The 22,616-nt window shown below is 62.2% G+C and carries 19 protein-coding genes; 18 read left to right on the top strand and 1 reads right to left on the bottom strand.

Features of this window, described 5'->3' with window-relative positions:
* Window positions 1-37 precede the first annotated feature (37 nt).
* From O7A60_RS29960 to O7A60_RS29915, 10 genes are all read left to right on the top strand, one after another.
* On the top strand, window positions 38-1,246 hold the full coding sequence (locus O7A60_RS29960) for a sialidase family protein (RefSeq protein WP_337109291.1): 1,209 nt from the start codon (window positions 38-40) through the stop codon (window positions 1,244-1,246).
* A gap of 42 nt (window positions 1,247-1,288) precedes the next feature.
* Entirely contained in the window at window positions 1,289-2,440 is a 1,152-nt protein-coding gene (locus O7A60_RS29955) for a sialidase family protein (protein WP_337109290.1), read from the top strand.
* A complete protein-coding gene (locus tag O7A60_RS29950) occupies window positions 2,427-3,527 on the top strand; it encodes an ABC transporter ATP-binding protein (protein ID WP_337109289.1) in 1,101 nt (366 codons plus the stop codon). Before O7A60_RS29955 ends, O7A60_RS29950 begins: the two co-directional genes overlap by 14 nt.
* A gap of 99 nt (window positions 3,528-3,626) precedes the next feature.
* Window positions 3,627-4,589: a dihydrodipicolinate synthase family protein gene (locus tag O7A60_RS29945; RefSeq protein ID WP_337109288.1), complete on the top strand. Its 963-nt coding sequence runs from the start codon at window positions 3,627-3,629 to the stop codon at window positions 4,587-4,589.
* Window positions 4,590-4,640: 51 nt separating this feature from the next.
* Window positions 4,641-5,639 carry an ABC transporter substrate-binding protein gene (locus O7A60_RS29940; protein ID WP_032935265.1) on the top strand — a complete coding sequence of 333 codons (999 nt, stop codon included), beginning with the start codon at window positions 4,641-4,643 and terminating at the stop codon, window positions 5,637-5,639.
* Between the two features lie 64 nt (window positions 5,640-5,703).
* Window positions 5,704-6,471 carry an ABC transporter ATP-binding protein gene (locus O7A60_RS29935; RefSeq protein WP_337109287.1) on the top strand — a complete coding sequence of 256 codons (768 nt, stop codon included), beginning with the start codon at window positions 5,704-5,706 and terminating at the stop codon, window positions 6,469-6,471.
* Between the two features lie 49 nt (window positions 6,472-6,520).
* Window positions 6,521-7,264 carry an ABC transporter permease gene (locus O7A60_RS29930; RefSeq protein WP_156938192.1) on the top strand — a complete coding sequence of 248 codons (744 nt, stop codon included), beginning with the start codon at window positions 6,521-6,523 and terminating at the stop codon, window positions 7,262-7,264.
* A 31-nt stretch (window positions 7,265-7,295) separates the two neighbouring features.
* Window positions 7,296-8,801, top strand: a complete 1,506-nt coding sequence (locus O7A60_RS29925; protein ID WP_337109286.1) for an aldehyde dehydrogenase — start codon at window positions 7,296-7,298, stop codon at window positions 8,799-8,801.
* Complete coding sequence (locus O7A60_RS29920; RefSeq protein ID WP_337109285.1) at window positions 8,801-9,709, top strand: D-2-hydroxyacid dehydrogenase; 909 nt, start codon at window positions 8,801-8,803, stop codon at window positions 9,707-9,709. Before O7A60_RS29925 ends, O7A60_RS29920 begins: the two co-directional genes overlap by 1 nt.
* The gene (locus O7A60_RS29915; protein WP_337109284.1) at window positions 9,709-10,908 is read left to right on the top strand and encodes a mandelate racemase/muconate lactonizing enzyme family protein; all 1,200 of its coding nucleotides are present in this window, start codon (window positions 9,709-9,711) and stop codon (window positions 10,906-10,908) included. Before O7A60_RS29920 ends, O7A60_RS29915 begins: the two co-directional genes overlap by 1 nt.
* 196 nt (window positions 10,909-11,104) lie before the next feature.
* On the opposite strand, the gene O7A60_RS29910 is transcribed toward O7A60_RS29915, so the two are convergent.
* Window positions 11,105-12,022 (bottom strand): LysR substrate-binding domain-containing protein, encoded by a 918-nt coding sequence (locus O7A60_RS29910; protein WP_337109283.1) that lies wholly within the window; start codon window positions 12,020-12,022, stop codon window positions 11,105-11,107.
* A 123-nt stretch (window positions 12,023-12,145) separates the two neighbouring features.
* On the opposite strand from O7A60_RS29910, the gene O7A60_RS29905 reads away from it, so the two are divergent.
* From O7A60_RS29905 to O7A60_RS29870, 8 genes are all read left to right on the top strand, one after another.
* Window positions 12,146-13,186 (top strand): aromatic ring-hydroxylating dioxygenase subunit alpha, encoded by a 1,041-nt coding sequence (locus tag O7A60_RS29905; protein WP_027143781.1) that lies wholly within the window; start codon window positions 12,146-12,148, stop codon window positions 13,184-13,186.
* Window positions 13,183-14,310: a 2Fe-2S iron-sulfur cluster-binding protein gene (locus O7A60_RS29900; protein WP_337109282.1), complete on the top strand. Its 1,128-nt coding sequence runs from the start codon at window positions 13,183-13,185 to the stop codon at window positions 14,308-14,310. Before O7A60_RS29905 ends, O7A60_RS29900 begins: the two co-directional genes overlap by 4 nt.
* A 44-nt stretch (window positions 14,311-14,354) precedes the next feature.
* Window positions 14,355-15,476, top strand: a complete 1,122-nt coding sequence (locus tag O7A60_RS29895) for an aminotransferase class I/II-fold pyridoxal phosphate-dependent enzyme (RefSeq protein WP_337109281.1) — start codon at window positions 14,355-14,357, stop codon at window positions 15,474-15,476.
* Window positions 15,473-16,999 carry an FAD-binding oxidoreductase gene (locus O7A60_RS29890; RefSeq protein WP_337109280.1) on the top strand — a complete coding sequence of 509 codons (1,527 nt, stop codon included), beginning with the start codon at window positions 15,473-15,475 and terminating at the stop codon, window positions 16,997-16,999. The genes O7A60_RS29895 and O7A60_RS29890 overlap by 4 nt, the downstream gene beginning before the upstream one ends.
* A 61-nt stretch (window positions 17,000-17,060) precedes the next feature.
* Window positions 17,061-19,028 (top strand): DUF2817 domain-containing protein, encoded by a 1,968-nt coding sequence (locus O7A60_RS29885; RefSeq protein ID WP_415926873.1) that lies wholly within the window; start codon window positions 17,061-17,063, stop codon window positions 19,026-19,028.
* Between the two features lie 73 nt (window positions 19,029-19,101).
* Window positions 19,102-19,899, top strand: a complete 798-nt coding sequence (locus tag O7A60_RS29880; protein WP_337109278.1) for a transporter substrate-binding domain-containing protein — start codon at window positions 19,102-19,104, stop codon at window positions 19,897-19,899.
* Window positions 19,900-19,975: 76 nt separating this feature from the next.
* Window positions 19,976-20,689 (top strand): ABC transporter permease, encoded by a 714-nt coding sequence (locus O7A60_RS29875; protein ID WP_337109300.1) that lies wholly within the window; start codon window positions 19,976-19,978, stop codon window positions 20,687-20,689.
* The gene (locus tag O7A60_RS29870) at window positions 20,686-21,402 is read left to right on the top strand and encodes an ABC transporter permease (RefSeq protein ID WP_337109277.1); all 717 of its coding nucleotides are present in this window, start codon (window positions 20,686-20,688) and stop codon (window positions 21,400-21,402) included. Before O7A60_RS29875 ends, O7A60_RS29870 begins: the two co-directional genes overlap by 4 nt.
* Window positions 21,403-22,616 lie beyond the last annotated feature (1,214 nt).

Here is a 22,616-nt window from a genome sequence, read left to right as displayed (position 1 = left end):
CCGTAAGATAAGACATCCCAAAAGAGGAAATCAGGGAATGACTATTATGCGAGACGTTGAACACTTCACGATCTTCAAGGATAAGGCGCATTGCGTCAACCAGATCGCGACACGGCTTCTAAAGAACGGCGATATATTGGCGGTGTTCAACGAAGAGCGCTTCCCGTTCCATCACGACAGCGGCCAGACGCTGATGACCCGCTCCAGGGATGGCGGCAAGACCTGGAGCCCGCCAAAGGTCGTGCTGCCGTGGTCCGAAACGCAGGGCAACTGGGACTGCGGCATCTGTGAAACGCAGGATGGCACGCTCATCATCAACCTGACCATCACCGGTTTCTTCAAGCGCGGCATCAAGCCTGAACAGCCATCGTGGAGCTCTCATCCCAACACAAAGGAATGGGGCGACTGGACGTGGGCCTACAAGACGCAGGCCTGGCTCGGCACCTTCGTCGTCAAGTCGAAGGATGGCGGCGAGACCTGGACCCAGCCCATCCCGGTCAATGTACGCCCGCTCAAGCATGGCGGCTGCCGCCTTGGCTGCTGGGAACTGCCGAACGGCTCGCTGCTGATGGGTCTTTACGGGCGTATTCATGGCTATGAGGAAGAGGGTGAAGGCGAAAGCACGCGCTCGGCGTTGATGCGCTCGGACGATGGCGGCGACAATTGGGAGTATTTCTCGACGCTGGGCTACGACCCGGCCAGCATCATCGACTACGAGGAGCCCGGCCTGGTCAGGCTCGCGGACGGCAGGCTGGTCTGCTTCATGCGCACGCATGTCAATCCGACCAGTGACGCGAAGAACATGGTCATGATTGTCTCCGAGGATGACGGCTTCAGCTGGACCCCGCCGAAATGGACCAACATCTGGGGCTATCCGCCGGAGCTGATCGCGCTTCAGGATGGTCGCTATCTGATGGTCTACGGCTATCGCCGGCCGCCTTATGGCGTGCGTGCGATCATTTCGGACGACGGCGTAACCTGGGATGTGAACAACGAGTTCGTTATTCGCGAGGGCGGCGTGCCCGGCCAGACCGTGACCGAGACCCCCGGTTCGAGCCGGATGACGCCGGCTTCCGGCAAGATCGAGGGCGGTGGTGTCGACTGGAACCACCCCGGCATCTACCAGCACATCGGCTATCCCAGCGTCGTACAGACGCAGGACGGCGCGATCGTGTGCTCGTATCACGAATGGAGCGACGATCCGAAGCCGCTGCAATATGTCCGTTGCACGCGCTTCCGGATCTGAGCCCTGACAATGACATCCGGCGCGGCAGCCTCGATACCTCGAATGGATCATCAGACGGTCCATTGCGATCCGCATGCATACAGCGCGCATCCGCATCTCGCGGTTGCGGCCAACGACAATTGGCTGCTGGTCTTCACGCAGTCGCGCCGCCGTGCCGGGGTTCTGCATCCACCGCAGGACCCGCTGTACTGCAACATGCTGACGCGATCGGCGGACGAGGGGAGAAGCTGGTCGCCCCCTTCCGTGGTCCCCGACTTCGGCTGGCAAGGCGTGGAATGCGCCGGCCTCACCCCGCTGCGTTCGGGCGCTGTGCTGCTGAACCAGTGGCGGTTCGACTGGCATACGCTCGCCTACGCGCAGGCCTATCTTGCGCCGGGCGCCTATACAGGGCCGGGGCAACTGATGGGCGCTGACGCCATGGCCGCTGAACTCCAGGACTGGACGCCGCGAACCTCCACGCTTTCCGAAAGCTACCCCTGGGCACGCGGTGGCGGGCAGACATGGGTCCATCGTTCGGTAGACGGCGCAAACACCTTCACCGGCTCGGCGCGCATCGACACGGCGCCTTTCAGCGGCGGCTATGGAATGCGCGGTGGAATCGAGGTCGGCGGCGAAATCATGCTGCCGCTCTGCGATGTACCGAACTATGCCGCCGTCTTCACCGTACGGTCGGGCGATGGTGGCCAAAGCTGGTCCAAGCCGCGCCTTGTCGCGGCGGGCGAGGGGCATGCCTTCGAGGAGCCGGCACCCATCCTGCTGCGCGATGGACGTATCGTCATGCTCCTGCGCGACAACGTCTCGCGCATCCTGCATATCGTCGGTTCGGCGGATGGCGGTGTCTCATGGAGCGCCCCATCGCCGACCGGAATCAAGGACTATCCAGCCGACATGGTGGAACTCGACGACGGCCGCATTGCCTGCGTCGCGGGAAGACGGCGCGCGCCGTTCGGTATCGCGCTATATCTCTCCCAGGACAAGGGAAACAGCTGGAATTCGACCGATCCCTACCTGGTCCGCGCGGGCCTTCCCAACCGGGACCTGGGCTATCCGTCGCTGGCGCTGCGCGCCGACGGCAGTCTCTACGTCGTTTACTACGCGCAGGATTCTCAAGGCATCACAGGCATCCACGCCAGCGTTCTGGTGCCCGACGCTGATGGCTGGCGCCAGGAAGGACTTGCTCATGGCCAAGGTTGAGCTTTCGGGCGTCTCCAAGAAATATGGCGAGAAGATCATTATCCCAGGCGTCGATCTGACGATCGAGCATGGTGAATTCCTGGTCTTCATAGGGCCGTCGGGCTGCGGAAAATCGACTTTGCTGCGCATGATCTGCGGCCTCGAGCCGATCAGCGGCGGCACGGTGGCGATCGGCGGCAAGCCGATGCGCGGCGTGCCGCCGGCAAATCGCGGCGTGGCCATGGTGTTCCAGAGCTATGCGCTCTATCCGCACAAAACGGTTGCCGAGAACATGGCCTTCTCCTTGCTGATGCAGGGCCTGCCCAAAGCCGAGCGCGACAGGAAGGTCGCCGCCGTCGCCGAGACGCTTCAGCTTGGCCCACTGCTGGGGCGGCTTCCCAAGGAGCTTTCCGGAGGACAGCGCCAGCGCGTGGCGATCGGTCGGGCGATCGTGCGCGAACCCGAAGTGTTCCTGTTCGATGAGCCGCTGTCGAACCTCGATGCCGAGTTGCGCGTTCAGATGCGGCTCGAACTCGCCAAGCTGCATAGAAGCCTTGGCGCCACCATGATCTATGTCACGCACGATCAAACCGAGGCGATGACGCTGGCCGACCGGATCGTGGTGTTGCGCGATGGCGTGATCGAGCAGTTCGGAACCCCGGCGCAGATCTACGACGCGCCCTGCAACCGTTTCGTCGCCGGCTTCATGGGGGCGCCCAAGATGAGCTTCCTCGAGGCCGCGATCGAGAGGCAGGATGGCACGCGCCTGACGCTGCAAATCCCGGGAACCACCGGCGGCCTCGAAGTCGACCTCGCGCGCCCGACGGCGCTCTCCGGCAGTATCACCGTCGGCATCAGGCCCGAGCATTTCAACACCCACCGCGCGGCCGGTCCGCGGCTACGGGCCGAAGTCGAGTTCGTGGAGCGGCTCGGCGGCGAGAGTTTCCTGCATGCGCCGGCACATTCGGCCGGCGCTCTGATCATGCGCCAGGGCAACGAGGACGCGAGAACCGTCGGGACGGGACCATGCGAGGTAGGGGTCGATTGGCGCAAGGCGCAGTTGTTCGCCAGGGATGGCAAGACGATTGCGCTCAAACGGGAACTTTAGGGTCAGGACATCCTTCGCGCAGCGTGTCCTACGTGCGCGAGTGAGGGTCAAAGCGAAACACTGGATGGCGCCGGCGTCGGCCCGCAAGAGGAGATGACCGTGGACTTTGAAAAACTGAAATCGCGGCTGGCTGGATGCTACGTGACGATACCGACGGCATTCGAGGACAGCATCGGCTTTCCGGTTAATCATCAGGCGATCAGGGCCTATGTGCGCTTCCTGATCGAAAATGGCCTTAACACTGAATATGCCACGCTGCTGGCTGGCGGGGCGGCGGGCGACTTTTCGACGATGTCATTGGAGGAGCGGATCGGCGTTGGCGAAACCGTTGTCGACGAAGCACGGGGGGGTGTTCCCCTTGCCTTCGGCGGGCAATCGACCAGCACGCTGGAACTGGTGCGGCTGGCCCAGGCGGCGCAGTCGATGGAGTTCGATTTCCTGCAGGTCTCGTGCCCGTTCTACTTCACTCACACAGAAGCCGATTTCGAGGAGTTCGTCATGGCCGCGGCAAAGGCGGCGCCCCGCATCGGCATCATCGTCTACAACACGTTCTGGACATCGACGAGCCTGTCGTTCGGCATGATCGATCGTCTGGCCAAAGTCGACAATGTCGTCGGCCTGAAATGGGCGACGCCGCGAACGGACGCCATGGAATTCGAGGACGTCACCTCGAATTTTTCCAAGCGCTTCACCATCATCGACAACAATCTGTTCTTTCCCTACTCGGCGATGCCGTCACTGGGCGCCCAAGCCTTCGAGGTGCATCTCTGCAACTACTGGCCGGAATGGGGAATAAAGCTGATCGATGAGGTCAAGGCGCAGAACTACACCGAGATCGCGCGCATGATGGTGGAGGAGGCCATGCCGTTCTACAAACTTTGGGTCGAGATCGAGAAAGACTATACGAGCGGTGACGGCTATCTCGACAAATTGTGCATGGAATTGATCGGACTGCCGTCGAGCCGCTGCCGCCCGCCAACGCGTGACATTCGACAGAACTATCGTGCCAGGACGCTTGACATGATGCGAGCCGCGGGGGTGCCGCGCCTCGTGGCCAACTAGGAAAACATGGGGAACATAACAAGAAGCAACAAACCAACAGGAGCGACTGCTATGACCAATTTCAAGAATTTGATGCTCGGAGCCGTGGCAACCACCATGTTGCTCGTCAGCGCCGCCAAAGCCGACGACGATGTGAAGCTACGCCTCAACTGGATGTATTACGGCTCCCATGCCGGCTTTGCCCTCGGCAAGGTGAAGGGTTTCTACAAGGAAGCCGGAATCAATCTCGATATTCGTTCAGGCAACGGTTCGGGCTCCGCTCACCGCCTCGTCGCCAACGGCGACAGCGACTTTTCCTATGGCTCGTGCGGATCGATGGTGAATCTCGCCTCGCAGGGTGCCGCGTTGATCTCGGTCGCGGTGATCGATGCAATGGGATCGGATGCGATATTGGTTCGCTCCGACGCGGCCATCACCAAGGTATCCGACCTCAAGGGCAAGAAGCTGCTCACCACATCCAATGCCGGCGTCAACACGTTCTTTCCGATCGTCCTTTCCACGGCCGGCCTTGCGCCATCGGACATCACGCTCACCAACGTGCCTGACGGCGCACTTGTATCGAGCTATCTGCAAGGTGCCGGCGACACGGTGGGCATGCTTGGCGGCATTGATGACAAGCCGGCCGAGATTAAGAAGAACGGCGGAGCCGCGCCAGTGGTCTTTCCTTATTCAAGCTATGGCGTGAACCAGATCGGATATTGCATCGTTGCTCGCAAGGAGATGGTCGCGAAAAACCCGGACCTCGTAAAACGCTTCGTGCAGGCCACCATCAAGTCCTATAAGGCGGCCGAGGCCAATCCTGACGCCGCGATCGCGGCGATCGGTGACATCGTCGGCGGAACGATGAACGAGGACGAGGGAAAAGCGCAGGCCCGCGCGGTGCTCGATGTGACGCTCAGCCTTCTCTATTCGGCCGCGAACAAGGACAAGACGCTCGGCCTCAACGTGCCCTCCGATTGGGAAAGCATGGTGACCCTGATGAAGAAGTACAATGACCTCGACCCCAAGGTCGCGGCCACGCAGTTCTACACGAACGATTTCGTCAAGTAATCGGCGGACCGGAGTGGCTTGCCGTCACTCCGGTCCTCGCGCCGTGCAGTAACAGATTGGACCGATGAATCCGCTTATCGAACTTGAGAGCGTGCAGAAAGTGTTCGGATCAGGCCCGGGCGCCCTGCACGCGTTCGGACCGGTCGACCTCAAGGTCGAGAAGGGTGAGTTCGTCTCGCTGCTCGGGCCGTCCGGATGCGGCAAATCCACCCTCATGCTTATGATTGCCGGACTGCTCAACCCTACGAGGGGCCGCATCGCCATCGACGGGCGCACCGTCGCCGGACCGCAGACCGACATCGGCATTATGTTCCAGGACAACACGCTGGTGCCGTGGCGCAACGTGCGAGGAAACATCGAGCTGCAGCTGGAACTGAGAGGTCTGTCGCTGGCCGCCCATCGCGCCAGCGTGGACGAATTGCTCATTTCGGTCCATCTCCAGGATTTCCAGCATCGCTACCCGCACGAGCTCTCCGGTGGGATGCAGCAGCGTGCCGCCTTCTGCCAGGCATTGGTGCATCAGCCCGCGACCATGCTGCTCGACGAGCCGCTCGGCAAGCTCGACGCCATGACCCGGGAAGCAATCCGCACCGACCTGCAGGCGCTGTGGATGCAGCGCCATCCGACCGTTGTGTTGGTAACCCACTCTATCGAGGAGGCTATTCAACTCTCGACCCACGTGGCCATCATCACGCCGCGACCCGGACGCATCGAGCGTATGATTTCCGTCGATCTGCCTTATCCACGCGATTTCGAGGTCAAGAGCAGCCCGCAATTCATCGGCTACGTCCGGCAGGCACAGGAGATGTTTCGCGGCTATGGCGTCCTCTGATCGCCCCTCTCGACCTGAGCGCGTGGCCCGCTGGATTGCGCAGTCCTGGATGTCCATTGCCTTCTTTGCGGTGTTCTTCCTGGTCTGGCAGTACTCCGTCGCCTGGTTCGGAATCCCGCGCTACATCCTGACGCCCCCGTCGGTGATCGTTACAAAGGGCTGGGCGGATATCGACCGGCTGCTCTACTACACCTGGATCACCGGCGTGGAGGTCGTGCTTGGTTATGCGGTGGCGGTGATTCTGGCGCTGCCGCTCGGCCTCGCCATTGCATTCTCATCCATCCTGCGCCGCACGATCTACCCGTTTTTCGTCTGCGTCGAAATGGTGCCCAAGATCGCCTTCGCGCCGCTTTTCATCTCCTGGCTGGGTTTCGGCCTGCTACCCAAGGTGATCATCGTCTTCTTGGTCTGTTTCTTCCCCATCGTGCTCAACGCCATTCTCGCGTTCAGTTCGCTGAGCGAGGAACTATCGCGCTTCAGCGTCTCGACCGGTGCGAGTGCATGGCGGACCTTCGTCAAGGTCCGGCTGCCGGCGGCGCTGCCGCAATGCTTCGTCGGCTTCAAATACGCCGCGATCAACGCGACAGTCGGCGCCGCCATCGCGGAGTTCATCGGCTCGGACCAGGGGCTCGGCTTCTACATCCAGATTGTCACCGGCAACATGCGTCCAGACCTCGCCTTCGCGGGCATCTTTTTCCTGACAATCCTGGGCCTCGCCCTGTTCGGCGTGGTGACGCTCGCCGAACGCCTTCTCATTCCCTGGCACATCTCGGTGCGGCGCCAGTCACACTGACCTCTATAACGCATCCGACGGAGACCAAGACGTGACCCTGACCAAAGATGGCGCCCATGCGATCGCTTCGAAGCTGGCTCCGAACGGCCTCGCCTTCATCGACGGCAAGTTCACCGCGGCAGCCGACAGCGCGACCTTCGACACGATCAATCCGGCGGCCGGCCAGGTCATTGCAGCCGTGGCGCACTGCGGCGGAACCGATGTCGACCGCGCCGTCAGGGCTGCCCGCAGGTCCTTCGAACACGGGGCCTGGTCGCGGGCGGCGCCCGAGTTTCGCAAGGAAGCGCTGCTGCGGCTCGCCGACCTCGTACGCGCCCATACCGACGAACTCGTCGTCCTCGAAAGCATCGACAGTGGGAAGACCGTCACCGATTGTGCCAACGAGATCGGCCGCGAGGTTCCGAACTTCTTTCAGTGGTATGGCGAACTCGCCGACAAGTCGTTCGGCAAGGTCGCACCCACGGGCGAGAATGCACTGGCGCTTATCGTCAAGGAGCCGGCCGGCGTGGTCGGCCTCATCCTGCCATGGAATTTCCCGCTGCTGATGGCAGCCTGGAAGATGGCGCCCGCGCTCGCCGCCGGCTGCTCTGTCCTGGTGAAGCCCGCCGAGCAGACGCCATTGTCTGTCCTGCGCCTTGCCGAATTGGCGCAGCAAGCCGGCATCCCGGATGGTGTGCTCAACGTGTTGCCGGGCCTCGGCGAAACCACGGGGCAGGCGATCGGCCGTCACCCCGATATCGACATCGTCTCATTTACCGGATCGACAGAGGTGGGCGGTTACTTCCTGCGCTATGCCGGCGAAAGCAATCTCAAGGTGATCGGCCTGGAGATGGGCGGCAAGAGCCCATTCATCGTGCTGGATGATGCCGATCTCACGGACGATCTGATCGAGCATGCCGCGATGTCGGCGTTCTGGAATGGCGGCCAGAACTGTTCCGCGAACATGCGGCAGCTCGTCGACCGCAGCCTGGCTGAGGAGTTCGCGCGCCGCGTCACCGTCCGCGCCAAGGCATTCCGTGTCGGCGATCCACTCGATCCCGCGACCAACATCGGCGCCATGGTCACCGCCGAACATCAGGCGCGCGTGATGGGCTACATCGAGCGCGGATCGGCCGAAGGCGCCCGCATGCTGGCCGGCGGCGGCTCGATAGGGCCAGGCTACTTCATCGAGCCCACTGTGTTTGCCGACATGACACCCACGATGCGCATCGCCCGTGAGGAGATCTTTGGCCCTGTCCTTGGCATCTTGCCCGTCGCGGGAATGGAGATGGCGCTGCGGATCGCGCGCGATTCCGACTACGGCCTGCACGCGACCGTGTTCACCAAGGACATCGACCGCGCCATCCATATGGCGCGGCGGCTGCCTTGCGGGACGGTCTCGATCAACGGCTTTTCCGAAGGCGACGTCAAGACGCCGTTCGGCGGCTACAAGCGCTCCGGCTCGCTGGCGCGCGACAACGGCACGGAAGCCATGGACCAGTACGTACAGACCAAGACGATCTGGATCAGCACGACGCCGCCGACGGGCGGGCGGTGATGGAGATCGCGGTCTGCGTAACGCTCTCGCGGGAGCAGCTTGCCCGCCTCGCAGGCGGAGTCGGGGACCTCCCCGTCAAGCTGTTTGCCGAGGATGCGGCATGTGATTGCGAGATTGTCTTCGGCAATCCAGAAGCGTCCACTGTCCTGGCCAATACCAAACTGCGCTGGATGCAGCTCGAATCCGTTGGCTTCGGCGAATACGTTGGCCTTGACTGGACGCGTCCCGACGGCCGGGTCACCGTAACCAATCTTGCCGGCTTCTTCGCCGATCCGGTGGCCGAGACCGCGCTTGCCGGCATCCTCGCGCTTTATCGTGGCATCGATGTCCTGGTCAGGTTCCAGTCCGAGCATCGCTGGGTAGGTGATCCGCTGAGGACGAGCCTGGGCAGTCTGAAGGGCGCGGCGGTCGTACTCGTTGGCCACGGCGCCATAAACCGGCGTCTTGCCGAATTGCTGGGGCCATTCGGATGCTCAATCAAGCCGATCACGCGGGGCAGCCCCGCCTCGGTCCTCGACGAGGCTTTGGGCCAAGCGGACCTTGTCGTCTGCACGGCGCCCGACACCGCTGGGACAAGAGGCTTGTTCGATGCCGCGCGGCTGGCCAAGCTGCCGGCCGGAGCGGTCTTCTGCAATTTCGGCCGCGGGTCGATCGTTGATGAAGACGCGCTTGCCGATGCGTTGGACGAGGGTCGGCTGAGCGGAGCCGTGATCGACGTGACCCGTCAGGAGCCACTACCACCCAGCCACCGCTTCTGGGCAATCCCAAATCTGATCCTGACCCAGCATTCGGCCGGCGGGACGGCCGACGAGCTGGACCGTAAGATCGATCTCTTTCTCGCCAACCTTTCGCGCTTTCGCGCCGGCGTGCCGCTCGAAGGCGTCGTCGATTTCTCACGAGGATACTGATGCCCGACATCGTCCAAATCCGTTGCATCCTGCTGTCGTCGCCTTATGCGGATGCTGACGACCCCGAGATCAAGGAATGCTTCCCGAACGGTCCCAAGCGCACCATCGGCATGGTCGAAGTTACGCTCGATAACGGCGTGACAGGATTGGGAGAGGGCTACCTGGCGGTGTTCGCGCCGCTGGTCTTCCAGTCGATCGTCGACCTCTGCCGGCCCCAGGTGCTCGGCAAGGACGGCTTCGACATAGAGCGCCGGGTCAAGGACCTGCGCAGCCTGTGCGATTACTGGTCGCTTCAGGGCGCCGCACGCCATGTCATCGCGGCCTTCGAGATTGCCTTGCAGGACGCCAAGGCCAAGAGTCTCGGTGTTCCTGTCTATGAGCTTCTTGGCGGCGCGCAGGCGGAGTCGATCCAGATCTACGGCTCGGGCGGCTGTTGCGACGCCAAGGAACAGTTCTTGCGGGAACTCGATATGCTGAGTTCACTCGGCATCGAAATCTACAAGATCCGTTCGGTCAAGCGCGATATCCTGCGCACGGCCTGGGTGCTGGACGAGGCCGGACGGCGCGGCATCAGGGTCGGCGTCGACATGTGCCAGAACCTTGCCGATCCGCCGCAGGCGGTCGAGGACGTCGTCGCCTTCGTCGAAGGCGTGCATGCGCTGACCGATCAGCGGATGGTCTTCGTCGAGGAAGCTCTGGGCCCTGACCAGCCTGATGCGTTCCGCGAACTTCGCGGCCGTATCGACGTGCCGGTCTGTGGGGGCGAGATCGTCACCACGCCCAAGGAGATGATCGAGCGCATCAACGCCGATGTCTATGATTTCGTCCAGCCCGACGCCTCGGTGATGGGCGGCATTTCGGCTGTCATGGATGTCTTCAAGGCTGCGAAGGTCAAGCCGACGGATGTCGTGGTACACGCTTGGGGCGGTGCTGCCGCCATCATGGCGAGCTATCACGCTGCCTTCGCCGCCGGCGGCAAGCTGGTCGAGTATCCTATGCTCGATTTCCCGCTCGGTGCCGAAATGATCGGCGACCAGGGCCGCATCGAAATGGGACGTCTGATCCGGCCGACGGCCCCTGGACTCGGCCTGACGCTGACGCCGGAGATGGAAGCGCGCTATCCATTTGACGAAACGGCAGTCTATTCATGCGTGCTGACCGATTGGGGCCCGCCGCCGGATAGCTATTGGTCGATCTGAGATCAGCGAAGTTGGGATCGAGCGTGACGATTCGGAACCGACCCCCACTATCCGTCGGAGTTCAGGCTTTGTGCACCAGAAGCCGCATAAAACGTAGTCTGGAACGAACAATAGAGACAGCCTGTCGGCACCATTGGGTCTTTGCTTGGCCCGCTCGTTTTGACTCAACCCTTCCAGAACATGGCTTCCAGATCAGCTATCCTGCCAAGGTTGCACCCAGTCGCTTGGAAACCGAAACAATCCAGGCTCGTAGCTCCGGACCAAATGGCTTCTCCAGCATCGCGCGGTCCCAGGCGAGGAAATAGGGCTCCGGCAGCCTGATGCGCTTGTCGAATGGGGCGACGAGCCTGCCCGAGGCGATGTCGTCGGCGGCCATCGACAGTTGCGCCAGCACGAAGCCCCTGCCATTGGCTGCGGCATCGATCGCCGCGCTCGACAGGGAAAAGGCGACTTCGCCCGATGTCCTGCGGTACACCGCGCCGATGCTTGCCGCCCATTCCGCCCATGTCGGAGGTGAGCGGTGGTCGCGCGCCCATTCGATGCTGAGAAGCGGCAAATCGAGAATGTCGGCGGGCTTGCGGATCATATGTTTGGCCAGCAGCGTCGGCGAGCAGGCCGGTACAACCCAATCGGTGAACAACTCGGTGTAGTGCTCGAAATCACGGTACTTGGCGCCGTAGGAAATACGCAAGTCGACCTCTTCGGTGTCCAACCGAGGTTCCGTCTCGGCGCCGACCAGGCGCACTGTTGCGCCCGGATGCGCGATCTGCCAATCCAGCAATTGCGGGCCAATCCATTTGCTGGCGAGCGACGGCAGGCAGGAGATGGTCAAAGTGTCGGCGGACCGGGCCCGTTCGATAACATCCTGGGCCTCGCGTATCTGCTCGAAGCCGAGGGAAACCGCTGCGTGGTAGACGCGGCCGAGCGCGGTAAGTGCGACACTCCTGCCGCGCCGTTCCAACAGCCTGGCTTCGAGTGCCTCTTCCGCCTTGCGGATCTGCTGGCTGACCGCGCCGACGGAAACGCCAAGCTCGTTTGCCGCAGCCGTTACACTGCCACATCGACCGAAGGCCTCGAAGGCTTGTATCGCGCGCAGCGGGGGCGGTTTCTTCACCTGGGCAACGATCCTGGGGTCAGCTTGATTTAGTTTTTCTAAAATAGAACGCAGATGCAAGCCCTATGTCGTCCCCGGCCCGCAAGATATTCGTTTTGGCGTTCACAAGCTCGGGAGGACGCCATGTTTCTTCGAAACTGCTGGTACGTTGCCGCATGGGATCATGAGATCGCCGACCGGCTGGTTCCGACCCGGATCCTTGGCGAGGACATTGTGCTCTACCGCCGTACCGACGGCATGGTGGCGGCGCTCGAAGACGCCTGTCCACATCGCAAGCTGCCGCTGTCCATGGGCCGCATCAAGGGCGACACGGTTGAATGCGGCTATCACGGCCTGACCTTTGACAGCACGGGAACCTGCACGCGAGTGCCGGGCGCGGAAAAGATACCGCATGTCGCGTGCGTCCGGTCCTATCCGATCGCCGAGCGCTACGGGCTGCTCTGGGTCTGGATGGGCGAGGCGGCAAAGGCCGATCCCGCGCTGATTTTTGCGGTCGACCACTGGGGCGATCCGGCATGGGGTGTCAATCGCGGCGAGTCGATGGCGCTGGATTGCAACTATCTCTACATGACAGACAACCTGCTCGATCCATCACATGTGTCGTGGGTCCATCAATCTTCCTTCGGCGGTGTTCAGGCTATGGAAGATGCGCCGCTCGAAACCACCGTCGGCGAGGACGGCGTGACCGTATGGCGCTGGGTGATCGACGCCGCGCCAGCGCCGTTCTATGCGCCCTTCCTCAAATTCTCCGGCAATTGCGACCGCAAGCAGCACTACGAAGTGCGTTACCCCTCCAACGCGATCATCAAGGCGATTTTCGTGCCGGCCCGCACCGGGGGCGAGGGCAAGCCGCTGCACGACGACGTGTTCCTCATGGACAGCTACAACTTCATGACGCCGGTCGATGAGAACCAGACGAAATATTACTGGTTCCAGATGCGCAATTTCGCTCCCGACGATCTGGAGGTGTCGCGCCAGTTCGCCACATCCGTGCGCGGAGCTTTCGACGAGGACCGCACCGTGCTCAATGCCGTGCACAAAGGCATGGCCAACAAGCGCACACCCAATCTCGATCTCAAGATCGATGTCGGGCCGCTGCGTTTTCGCCGCAACCTGGCCAAGCTGATCGCCAGTGAAAGCCAGCAATTGGCGGCCGCCGAATGAACGCATTCACCGCTCGCGACACCATCGCAAGAAGCGGATTTCGCGACCTGAGGGTGGTTGCGAAGGTGCGAGAAAGCGCCATCATCACCTCGTTCCATATGGAGCCGGTCGATCCACGGGACTGGCGCGATTTCGAGCCGGGCCAGTACCTGGTGTTCAAGATACCCGTGCCGCAGGCGGCCGGTGAAAAGGGATATGTGCTGCGCAACTACAGCGTTTCCTGTTCTCCGGCCAGCAAGGGCCGCTACCGGATCAGCGTGAAACGGGAAGCAGCAGCAGCGCCTGGCCTGCCTGACGGGATAAGCTCATGCTTCTTGCATGATCGGATCGAAGTCGGCGACATACTTCAGGCCGAAGGGCCGCGCGGTGATTTCGTGCTCGACAAGGCGAGCAGCCGTCCAGTCGTGCTGCTCAGCGGTGGCGTTGGCTTGACGCCGATGGTGTCGATGCTGCATGCGCTGGCTTCGATGCCGGACGGCCGTGCGGTCTTCATTCACGCCTGCGAGAATGGCGATGTGCATGCCTTGCGAAACGAGGTGACCGGCCTTGCCACGACCCGGCCTGGCCTGGCCGTGCATTTCTGCTACCGGTCGCCGTCCGAGCGCGACAAAGCCGACCAGAGCTTCCACAGCGAAGGCATGATTTCGCGGGACGTGTTGCAGCGTCTGTTGCCGCTCGATGACTATGATTTCTACCTGTGTGGCCCACCGCCGTTCATGCGGGCGGTCTACACCATGTTGCGCGAGCTTGGCGTGCCGAAGCACCGCATCGCCTACGAATTTTTCGGCCCGGCGACGGTGCTTGAGCCTGATGCCGTACCAATCCCTGCGGTTGTCGCGCAGACGGCGGGGATCGCGCCGGCAGGCGAGGCAACAACCGTGGAGTTTCGAAAATCGGGACTCAAGGCCATCTGGAATGGCTCCGCCGCATCGCTGCTCGATTTTGCCGAGGATCAGGGTCTGGAACCGGAATTCAGCTGCCGGTCCGGCATCTGCGGCACATGCAAGTCGCGGCTGGTCTCGGGCGACGTGGCCTATTTCGAAGAACCGCTGGACGAGCTTGGGGCAGGCGAGGTGCTGCTGTGCTGCTCTAGGCCCTGCGGATCAGTCGTCCTGGATATTTGAGAAGATCGTGGTGCCGCCTGTGGGCGGAGAACGGAAGTCGGGATTTGGAACAATCGGTCAAACCAGCGTCGAGCCTGCCGCTCAATCCGCATATCGCTGCCTTGCCGCCCTACAATGCCGGCATGAGCATCGCGATGGCGCGGGCGCTGAGTGGCCGCCAAGACATCGCCCGGCTGGCTAGCAACGAGAACCCGGATGGCTGCTCCCCCGCCGTCATGGCCGCATTGGCCTCCTCATCGTTCGAACCTTGGCACTATGCCGATCCGGCCTGCACGGCGCTGCGCGCAGCGCTTGGCGAGAGGCTGGCGATCGATCCCGGCCTGATCGTTGCCGGCAACGGCTCCGAGGAGATGATCGCCGCCATCTCGCGCGCCGTTCTGGTACCAGGCGCCTCTGTCGTTACCACAGTGCCGAGCTTCGGCCTGCATGAGATAGAGCCGCTGGCGATGGGGGCTGATGTCGTCAAGATTGCGATGACGCCGGACATGGGGTTCGATCTTGCCGCGCTCGAAACGGCAATCGCGGCCGAGCCGCGGATCGTGTTCATATCCTCGCCATGGAACCCGGTCGGGCCGGGCCTCGACCATTCCAGCCTGCAACGGCTGATCGGCGCCGTGCAGCCAGGCACGCTTCTTGTCCTCGACGAAGCCTATTTCGAGTTTGCCGATCCCGGCGCGCCCGACGGCATCGAGGTCCTGCGCGACAGCGGCATCGATCATGTGGTGCTGCGGACATTTTCGAAGGCCTATGGCCTGGCGGGATTGCGCGTGGGCTATGCCGTCTGTTCGGGTCTCGAATTGGCAAGGGTGATCGCCGCTGCCAAGACACCGTTCAACGTCAATGCGGCGGCGCAGATCGCGGCCATCGCCGCACTGGCCGACGAAGGCTGGATGAAGGCGTCGGCGGGCCGCGTCAGGGCCGAGCGCGTGCGCGCAGCCGCCGCGCTTGCCGCCCTTAGTTTCCGGGTTGGGCCGTCGCAAACAAACTTCCTGTTCTTTGACTGCAAGGGTGACAGTTCGAGACTTGCCGCCGGTCTCCTGAAGCAAGGGATCATCGTCAAGGCATGGCGCGAGGCCGGCTACGAGCACTACCTGCGCGCCACCATCGGGTTGCCGGCTGACAACGACCGGCTGATCGCAGCACTTCAAGAAATGGTGGCGAGATGACCGGCCTCGCGTCTCCAACGCAAATGAACTCGACCGACCAGGCGGTGCCGCCGTCGATTGTCAACGCGATCCGCGATGTCGTCGGTGCGGCGAATGTGCGCACCGGAGAGGATGCCGGGGCGATCGACCTTGGCTCGAATGGCGCGGATTGTGGCGCCGGCATCGTCGTTGCGCCTTTATCGACCGCCGAAGTCGCGGCGGTGGTGCGCATCTGCCGCCAGAACGAGATCCCGATCGTGCCGCAAGGTGGAAAGACCGGCCTGGTCGGCGGCAGCGTTTCGCGGCCAGGCGAGATCGTGCTTTCGATGACGCGCATGAACCGCATCGAGCGGCTCGATCCTGTCGAACGCGTGGCCGTCGTCGGCGCCGGCGTCACTCTTGCAGCGCTGCAAGAGGCCGCGCGCGAACACCGGCTGGAGCCGGGCATCGATCTCGCGGCGCGCGGATCGGCGACAATCGGCGGCATGGTGTCCACCAATGCCGGCGGCGTGATGGCCTTTCGCAACGGCGTCATGCGCCATCGCTTGCTTGGCCTCGAGGCCGTGCTCGCCGACGGATCGGTCTATTCCGATCTTACCCGGGTGGTGAAGAATTCCGCCGGCTACGATCTGAAGCACCTCTTCATCGGCGCCGAGGGCACGCTCGGCGTCGTCACCCGCGCGGTGGTCAAGCTCGACCCTTTGCCGCGAGCCAGCGCCACCGCGCTATTCGGGTTGCCGTCGGTCGAGGCCGCTCTGCGGACTATTCGCCTGGCACTTGAATCGGATGCCGGGCATCTGCGTGCGGCGGAAGCGATGTGGAATTCGTATTTCGGTCTGGCCGCTGCCGCGCATGAATGGTCCGAACCTAGCGTGCCGCTCGACCAGCCGCTGTTCCTGCTACTGTCGCTTGGCGGCGCGCGCGAAGAGGCGCTGCGCGAGGATTTCGAGCGGAGCTTTTTGGAAGTGATGGAGCGCTGTCCCGAAGCGACCGGCATCGTTGCCGCCTCGCGGCGGCAAGAGGACGATTTGTGGCGGCTGCGCGAGGACACCAGCGTGCTCTACCGTGCCCATCCCCATGCGCCTTCCTTCGACGTGTCGGTGCCTCTGTCGGAAATTGCGGTCTACCTAGAGAGGATTCTGCCTGGGCTCGCTGCGATCGAACCGGGTCTCGCGCCCTATGTCTTCGGACATCTGGCCGACGGGAATCTGCACATCATCTTAAACCGAAAGGGCCCGCTTGGCCTTGACATGGCGGAGGCTGTCGAGGGCGTCCTGTATCAACAGCTGCGGCAAATTGGCGGTTCCTTTTCCGCCGAGCACGGTGTTGGGTCGAAACGCATCCATTCGCTGCTGGCGACGGCGGACCCGACGAAGCTCGCCGTGATGGAGCGAGTGAAACGAGTGCTGGACGATCAGTCGGTCATGAACCCCGACAAGGTGCTTCCCTGCGACGCCTGGTTCGTCCGGTCCTCCATGCCATCTCATTCCGGCAGCGAGCGCCGATTGCCCTTCAAGAACGTGAGCGACCTCACCAATGAGTAACCCCATGCCGGAACCACAGGGAATGAATGGATTGACCGCCAGCCGTCCAGTGGGATCGCCCATGCGCCATGACGAGCGCCCCCCAGCCTATGCCTGTGGTTTCGCTGCCTTGCGCCAAAGATTTCGCGAAGCGGCCGAGCGGGCGGGCGCGGAACTGTCTGAATATGTTCATCCGCTGAACGGGCCTGATGGCGGGGCGCTGGCGACGGATGTGGCACTGCTTGGCCGTCGCGATGCGCGTAAGCTGATCGTGCTCATCTCCGGCACGCATGGTGTCGAGGGGCCGTTCGGCTCGGCCTGCCAGACCGCCTGGCTCGGCCAGAAGAACCTGCGGCGCTTGCCCGATGACACGGCAATCCTGGCCATTCACCTCATCAATCCGTGGGGCACGGCGTGGTCGCGGCGCGTCAACGAAGACAATGTCGACCTCAACCGCAACTTCATCGACTGGTCCTCGAGTGCTCCGGTCAACAACGGCTATGCCGGCGTCCACGATGCCTTGGCGTACCGCGAATGGGAGGGGCCGGACCGCATAGCGGCCGACGAGAAGCTGGCCATAGCGCGCAGGAGGCTTGGACATGCCGGGCTGGCGGCGATCGTCGAGGCCGGCCAGTATGAGTTCGCCGACGGGATGTTCTACGGCGGCGGCCGCCCGGTCTGGTCGAACAGGACGCTGAACGAAATCCTGAAGACCTTTGCCCGCGAGGCGCGTCAAGTCATCGTCTTTGATCTGCACACGGGGGCGGGCCCCTACGGCTATCCGGCGCTGCTTTCGGTGGCGAGTTCCGAGCATGACGGTCTTGCGTGGGGCAAATCCATTTTCGGGCCGGCGCTGTCGACCGTGCTGACCGGCCCCGGCGCCAAGACAGGCACCGGCATCGCCGCGACGGCGACCGGCTATGTCTCCGACGCCGTCCGCAAGGCAATGCCGAACGCGCGCGTGCTGCCGCTTGTCGTCGAATGCGGCACGCTGGACGGCCCGGCGGTCATGGAAGCGGTGCAGGCGGACAACTGGCTGCATCTGTTCGGCAAGCTCGACTCGCCACTGGGCAAGCGGATCCGGGACACGCTGCGCTCGGCCTTCATTCCGGTCGATCCGGATTGGCAGCGCACCTGCCTGTCGAGCAGTCTGCGCTATTTCGATCGTGCACTGGCCGACCTGCGGACCGTGGCGTTGGACGAGACCACCGGGAGCGAACGGATACCGCCAACGGCTCGCGCCGTTGTGGTGGTCGATCCGGTGTCCGCCGGCGAGGCGAAGACGACGACGCCGGCCGTGCAGATCGACGAGCTTCACAAGAGCTTCGGCGCGCTTCTGGTGCTGAAGGGCGTCAATCTCACCGCTCACGCTGGCGAAGTCATTTCCATGATCGGCTCGTCAGGCTCGGGCAAGAGCACGTTCCTGCGCTGCATCAACCTTCTAGAACAGCCGGACGGCGGCAACGTCGCCATCGACGGCGAACTCATCAAGATGAAGCCGCTCTCGAACGGCCGTCTAGGGCCGGCCGACATGGCGCAAGTCGAACGCATTCGCGCCCGCGTCGGCATGGTGTTCCAGAACTTCAATCTGTGGCCGCACATGACGGTGGTGGAGAACATCATCGAGGCGCCCCGGCATGTGCTGAAGGAGCCGCGCGAGAAAGCCATCGAACACGCGCTCGCGCTGTTGAAGAAAGTCGGGCTCGCCGACAAGCATGCCCATTATCCCGGTCAGTTGTCCGGCGGCCAGCAGCAAAGGGCGGCGATCGCCCGCACGCTGGCGATGCGGCCCAAGGTCATCCTCTTCGACGAACCGACTTCGGCGCTCGATCCCGAGCTGGTCGGCGAGGTGCTGCGGGTGATCCGTCAATTGGCGGAGGAGGGCAACACCATGATCCTCGTGACGCACGAGATGCAGTTCGCGCGCGAGGTCTCCCACAAGGTTCTGTTTCTCCACCAGGGAAAGGTGGAGGAAGAGGGTGCACCAGCGGAGCTGTTCGGCAGCCCGCGCTCGGAGCGTCTACGCCAATTCCTGGCACGGACGCTGTGAGGAAGCCGCATCCTCGAAGCGTCCGGTTCGCACCGGACAACGGCAATGAAGATCAACAACAAGGGGAACTGATATGGAACTGAAAGTCTTGACGCTGCTCGCGTGTCTAGCGGGAAGCATGGGCAGCGCATTGGCAGCCGAAGGCGAGCTGTCCATTGGTACCGAAGGCGCCTACCCGCCATGGAGCATGTCCGATGCCAACGGCAACGTCACCGGCTTCGACGCCGATGTCGGCGCCTTGCTGTGCACGAAACTCGCGGTGACCTGCCATTTCGTCGTGCAGGCCTTCGATGGGTTGATCCCGGCGCTGAAGGCCAAGCGCTTCGACGTCATCATCTCGGGCATGTCGATCACCGCCGACCGCAAGAAGGAGATCAATTTCAGCGTCGGCTATGCCGAACTGGCCAACATGTTCGTCGCGGCCAAAGGTTCTGATCTGGCCGCCATCACCGATGTCGACACGCTGCTGAAATCGCTCGATGGCAAGAAGGTCGGCGTGCAGGCCGGCACGACCCACGCGCATTTCCTCGAGAAGCGTGCGCCGAATGCCGACCTGAAAACCTACGATACACTCGACCAGATGCAGATCGACCTGGCGAGCGGCCGTATCGACACCGCTTTCGCCGATCAATCCGCCTTGCAGGATTTTCTGGACAAGCCCGATGGCAAGAACTTCCAGCTGATAGGCGTTGAGATCAAGAGCACGTTCGATCCGACGCTTGGCGAGGGCATCGGCGTCGGCATCGCGCAGGAAAACACCGAACTCAAGGCCAAGATCGACAAGGCGCTTTGCGAGTTGATCGCAGACGGCTCGGTCGGCAAGGCCAGCCAGAAATGGTTCAAGACGGACATTTCCCGGCCCTGCAAATAACGCCTTGGAATTCTGGCATGCGCCCGGACAGCCGGGCGCATGCGTCTCATTGGCACGACAGACTAAGGCAACTCAGATGGAATTCGGTCTCTGGCAGGTTTGGGAAGCGGGTTGGGTGACCGCCATCCTGCGTGGCGCGTCGATCACAATCCTTGTGGGTTTAGTCAGCATGGCAGCCGGTCTGATAATCGGCATTGTCTGCGGGCTGATCAAATGGGCCCGGATATTTCCGCTTTCGCTGCTCGTTGATGCCTATACCTCGCTGGTGCGCGGCGTGCCCGAACTGCTCATTATCTACCTGCTGTTTTTCAGCTCGGTTGAATTCGTGACCAAGGTCGTGACTGCGTTCGGCTATGCCGGCGTCGCGGAGAGCGGCTATGCATTCGTCATCGCGGTCATCGCCATCGGCGCGATCTCCGGCGCCTATTCGACCGAGGTCGTACGCGGGGCTCTGGGCGCGATCCCGGACGGGCATATCGAGGCCGCTCGCGCGCTAGGCCTGTCGGGCGCCCGGATCTTTCGCCGCATCATCGCCCCGCAGATGCTGCGCATCGCGGTTCCCGGCATCAACAATGTCTGGCAGACGACGATCAAGGACACCGCGTTGGTTTCCGTGGTCGGCCTTCAGGAGTTGATGCGCATTTCCTTCATCGGCGCGAACTCCACTCGCCATCCGTTCATCTTCTATCTGATCGCGGCGGTGGTTTATCTCGCCATCACGCTTGTAAGCCAGGTCGGCTTCGACGGGATCGAACGCCTGCTCAGGCTACGGACGAGAAAAGCAGTATGATAGACCTCATCCAGCTTGCAGTTCCCGTTCTGCTCAAGGGCCTATGGGTCACAGCCGCGCTGACTTTCGTTTCGGTGCTGATCGGCTTCAATCTCGGTCTCGGACTGGCGCTTATGCGGCTGTCGTCGAACTGGCTCCTGTCGGGCTTCGCGAAATATTACAGTACCGTCTTTCGCGGGACTCCGCTGCTGGTGCAGATTTTCCTGTTCTACTACGGGCTTGGCCAGCTTTCCCTGATCAAGGACAACGCGGCTCTGTGGTGGGTGATCAGCGACGGATCGCGCTGCGCCGTCCTGGCGCTTGCGCTGAACACGGCTGCCTATACATCCGAGATCCTGCGCGGCGGATTGATGTCGGTTCCAGTTGGACTCGTCGAGGCGGCTCAGGCGTGCGGCATGTCGCGCATGCTGCGGTTCCGCCGCATCGAGTTCCCGCTCGCCATCCGCCAGGCTCTGCCGGCCTATGGCAATGAGCTTATCCTCGTCGTAAAGGGAACCAGCCTTGCCTCGACAATCACGGTGCTCGAAATCACCGGCTATGCCAAGCGGCTGATGAGCCAGACCTTCGCGATCTTCGAGATTTTCGCCATTGCCGGAGTGCTCTACCTGGTGATCAATCTGCTGCTGATCGCGATTATCCGTTCCATGGAGCATTTTCTAATGAGGCATGAATCCTCCTCTAGCCAGAAATCGACCGCACTCAAATCGATCTGACGTGGTTTCATGACGCGTCTGGTGCTGGTTCTTCGCGATGCGCTGCAAGGCGATGGTCTTCGATCATCGTCAAATCCACCTCGCGCGGCAGAGGATTGGGTGCCTTGTTGATGGGGACAGCGTTGAACGATCCGGCACTCGTCAACGTCAAGCACCGCGACAGCTCTACTGTCTGGAAGACATGTGCCCTTCTATGAAAAATGGGGGTTCACGGCGGATCTGCCGGGCCTCTATTTTCATGAGGAAATCCATTCAACGCTCGGGATTGCCTTTCGTCCACATCCGGACGGCACGCCACCCGCGTGCCCGTTTTCTACGGTCCGGTGAAGGAGATCGCAGTCGCGAGCAGGCGCTTTCAAGCCGAGGGACGTTTTATGCGCCGTCTAAAATGGTCCACGTCGTGAGTTTCCATGGCGAAGGCGAGGTTGGCGACGGGATCGTCGGCGGTGTCGCCCATATGAGGATGCAGGCCCAATCTGATAAGGGTCCGCATTGATGTTATTGCGAAATCCGGGTCCGAGACACTGCCATCAGAACGATCATCGGTTATATTTTTCAGCCAGTTAATCAAATTTTGGTAACGGGAGAGGCTACCGCCTTTCCGCCACGCATCTACTTGGTGTGCACGCGGCCTTTGATCCAATCCCCTTGCCCAACGCCTTTCAGGAGCCAGTTTCGACAATCGTCTGCAACATGTCAGCATCCCGTCGCGGCGGCTCGCCAAAAAGGCGCTTGTACTCCCGGCTGAACTGAGAGGTACTCTTGTAGCCAACCGCAAAACAGTAGAGGCCGCATCACCTTGCCTGGCAACCAGGCGCCGGCGGGGTTCTTGCAGTCGGATGTGCTTTTGATACTGCAGCGGGCTTAGCGCTATCGCCGTTCGATTTTCAAACGACTGGAGTTGTGCAGTCGCTGATTTCTCGGCTTGTGAGAAACGGTGGTGCGGCAAGGTGCGGCAGGTGCGGCAATCACCACCCCAAATATCTGCCTCACCACCCGAAACTCGAGGTGCGGCAGAAACAGGTGCGGCACCAATCATCGGAGGATCCAGCCATGATGGAAGCACCACCAGCCACCGAGACCGTGACCCGGCGCCGGATATCATGGCGCGAATTCTATGCGCTGCGGCCCGACCTGCGGCCAGTGAATGAGTGCCAAGCTCAAGCTGTCAGCCACTCATCAGCAGCACGTGCCGCCGCCACCTCGAGCGCGTC

The sequence above is a fragment of the Mesorhizobium salmacidum (SeqCode) genome (assembly GCF_037179605.1).
Classification (GTDB): domain Bacteria; phylum Pseudomonadota; class Alphaproteobacteria; order Rhizobiales; family Rhizobiaceae; genus Mesorhizobium; species Mesorhizobium salmacidum.
This window is presented reverse-complemented; position numbering and strand designations above follow the sequence as displayed.

What these genes read in the sequence shown, in the direction of transcription:
- O7A60_RS29960 (WP_337109291.1), top strand. Translation starts at nt 38, where the DNA reads ATGACTATTATGCGAGACGTTGAACACTTCACGATCTTCAAGGATAAG.
- O7A60_RS29955 (WP_337109290.1), top strand. Translation starts at nt 1,289, where the DNA reads ATGGATCATCAGACGGTCCATTGCGATCCGCATGCATACAGCGCGCAT.
- O7A60_RS29950 (WP_337109289.1), top strand. Translation starts at nt 2,427, where the DNA reads ATGGCCAAGGTTGAGCTTTCGGGCGTCTCCAAGAAATATGGCGAGAAG.
- O7A60_RS29940 (WP_032935265.1), top strand. Translation starts at nt 4,641, where the DNA reads ATGACCAATTTCAAGAATTTGATGCTCGGAGCCGTGGCAACCACCATG.
- O7A60_RS29935 (WP_337109287.1), top strand. Translation starts at nt 5,704, where the DNA reads ATGAATCCGCTTATCGAACTTGAGAGCGTGCAGAAAGTGTTCGGATCA.
- O7A60_RS29930 (WP_156938192.1), top strand. Translation starts at nt 6,521, where the DNA reads ATGTCCATTGCCTTCTTTGCGGTGTTCTTCCTGGTCTGGCAGTACTCC.
- O7A60_RS29920 (WP_337109285.1), top strand. Translation starts at nt 8,801, where the DNA reads ATGGAGATCGCGGTCTGCGTAACGCTCTCGCGGGAGCAGCTTGCCCGC.
- O7A60_RS29915 (WP_337109284.1), top strand. Translation starts at nt 9,709, where the DNA reads ATGCCCGACATCGTCCAAATCCGTTGCATCCTGCTGTCGTCGCCTTAT.
- O7A60_RS29905 (WP_027143781.1), top strand. Translation starts at nt 12,146, where the DNA reads ATGTTTCTTCGAAACTGCTGGTACGTTGCCGCATGGGATCATGAGATC.
- O7A60_RS29900 (WP_337109282.1), top strand. Translation starts at nt 13,183, where the DNA reads ATGAACGCATTCACCGCTCGCGACACCATCGCAAGAAGCGGATTTCGC.
- O7A60_RS29890 (WP_337109280.1), top strand. Translation starts at nt 15,473, where the DNA reads ATGACCGGCCTCGCGTCTCCAACGCAAATGAACTCGACCGACCAGGCG.
- O7A60_RS29885 (WP_415926873.1), top strand. Translation starts at nt 17,061, where the DNA reads ATGCGCCATGACGAGCGCCCCCCAGCCTATGCCTGTGGTTTCGCTGCC.
- O7A60_RS29880 (WP_337109278.1), top strand. Translation starts at nt 19,102, where the DNA reads ATGGAACTGAAAGTCTTGACGCTGCTCGCGTGTCTAGCGGGAAGCATG.
- O7A60_RS29875 (WP_337109300.1), top strand. Translation starts at nt 19,976, where the DNA reads ATGGAATTCGGTCTCTGGCAGGTTTGGGAAGCGGGTTGGGTGACCGCC.
- O7A60_RS29870 (WP_337109277.1), top strand. Translation starts at nt 20,686, where the DNA reads ATGATAGACCTCATCCAGCTTGCAGTTCCCGTTCTGCTCAAGGGCCTA.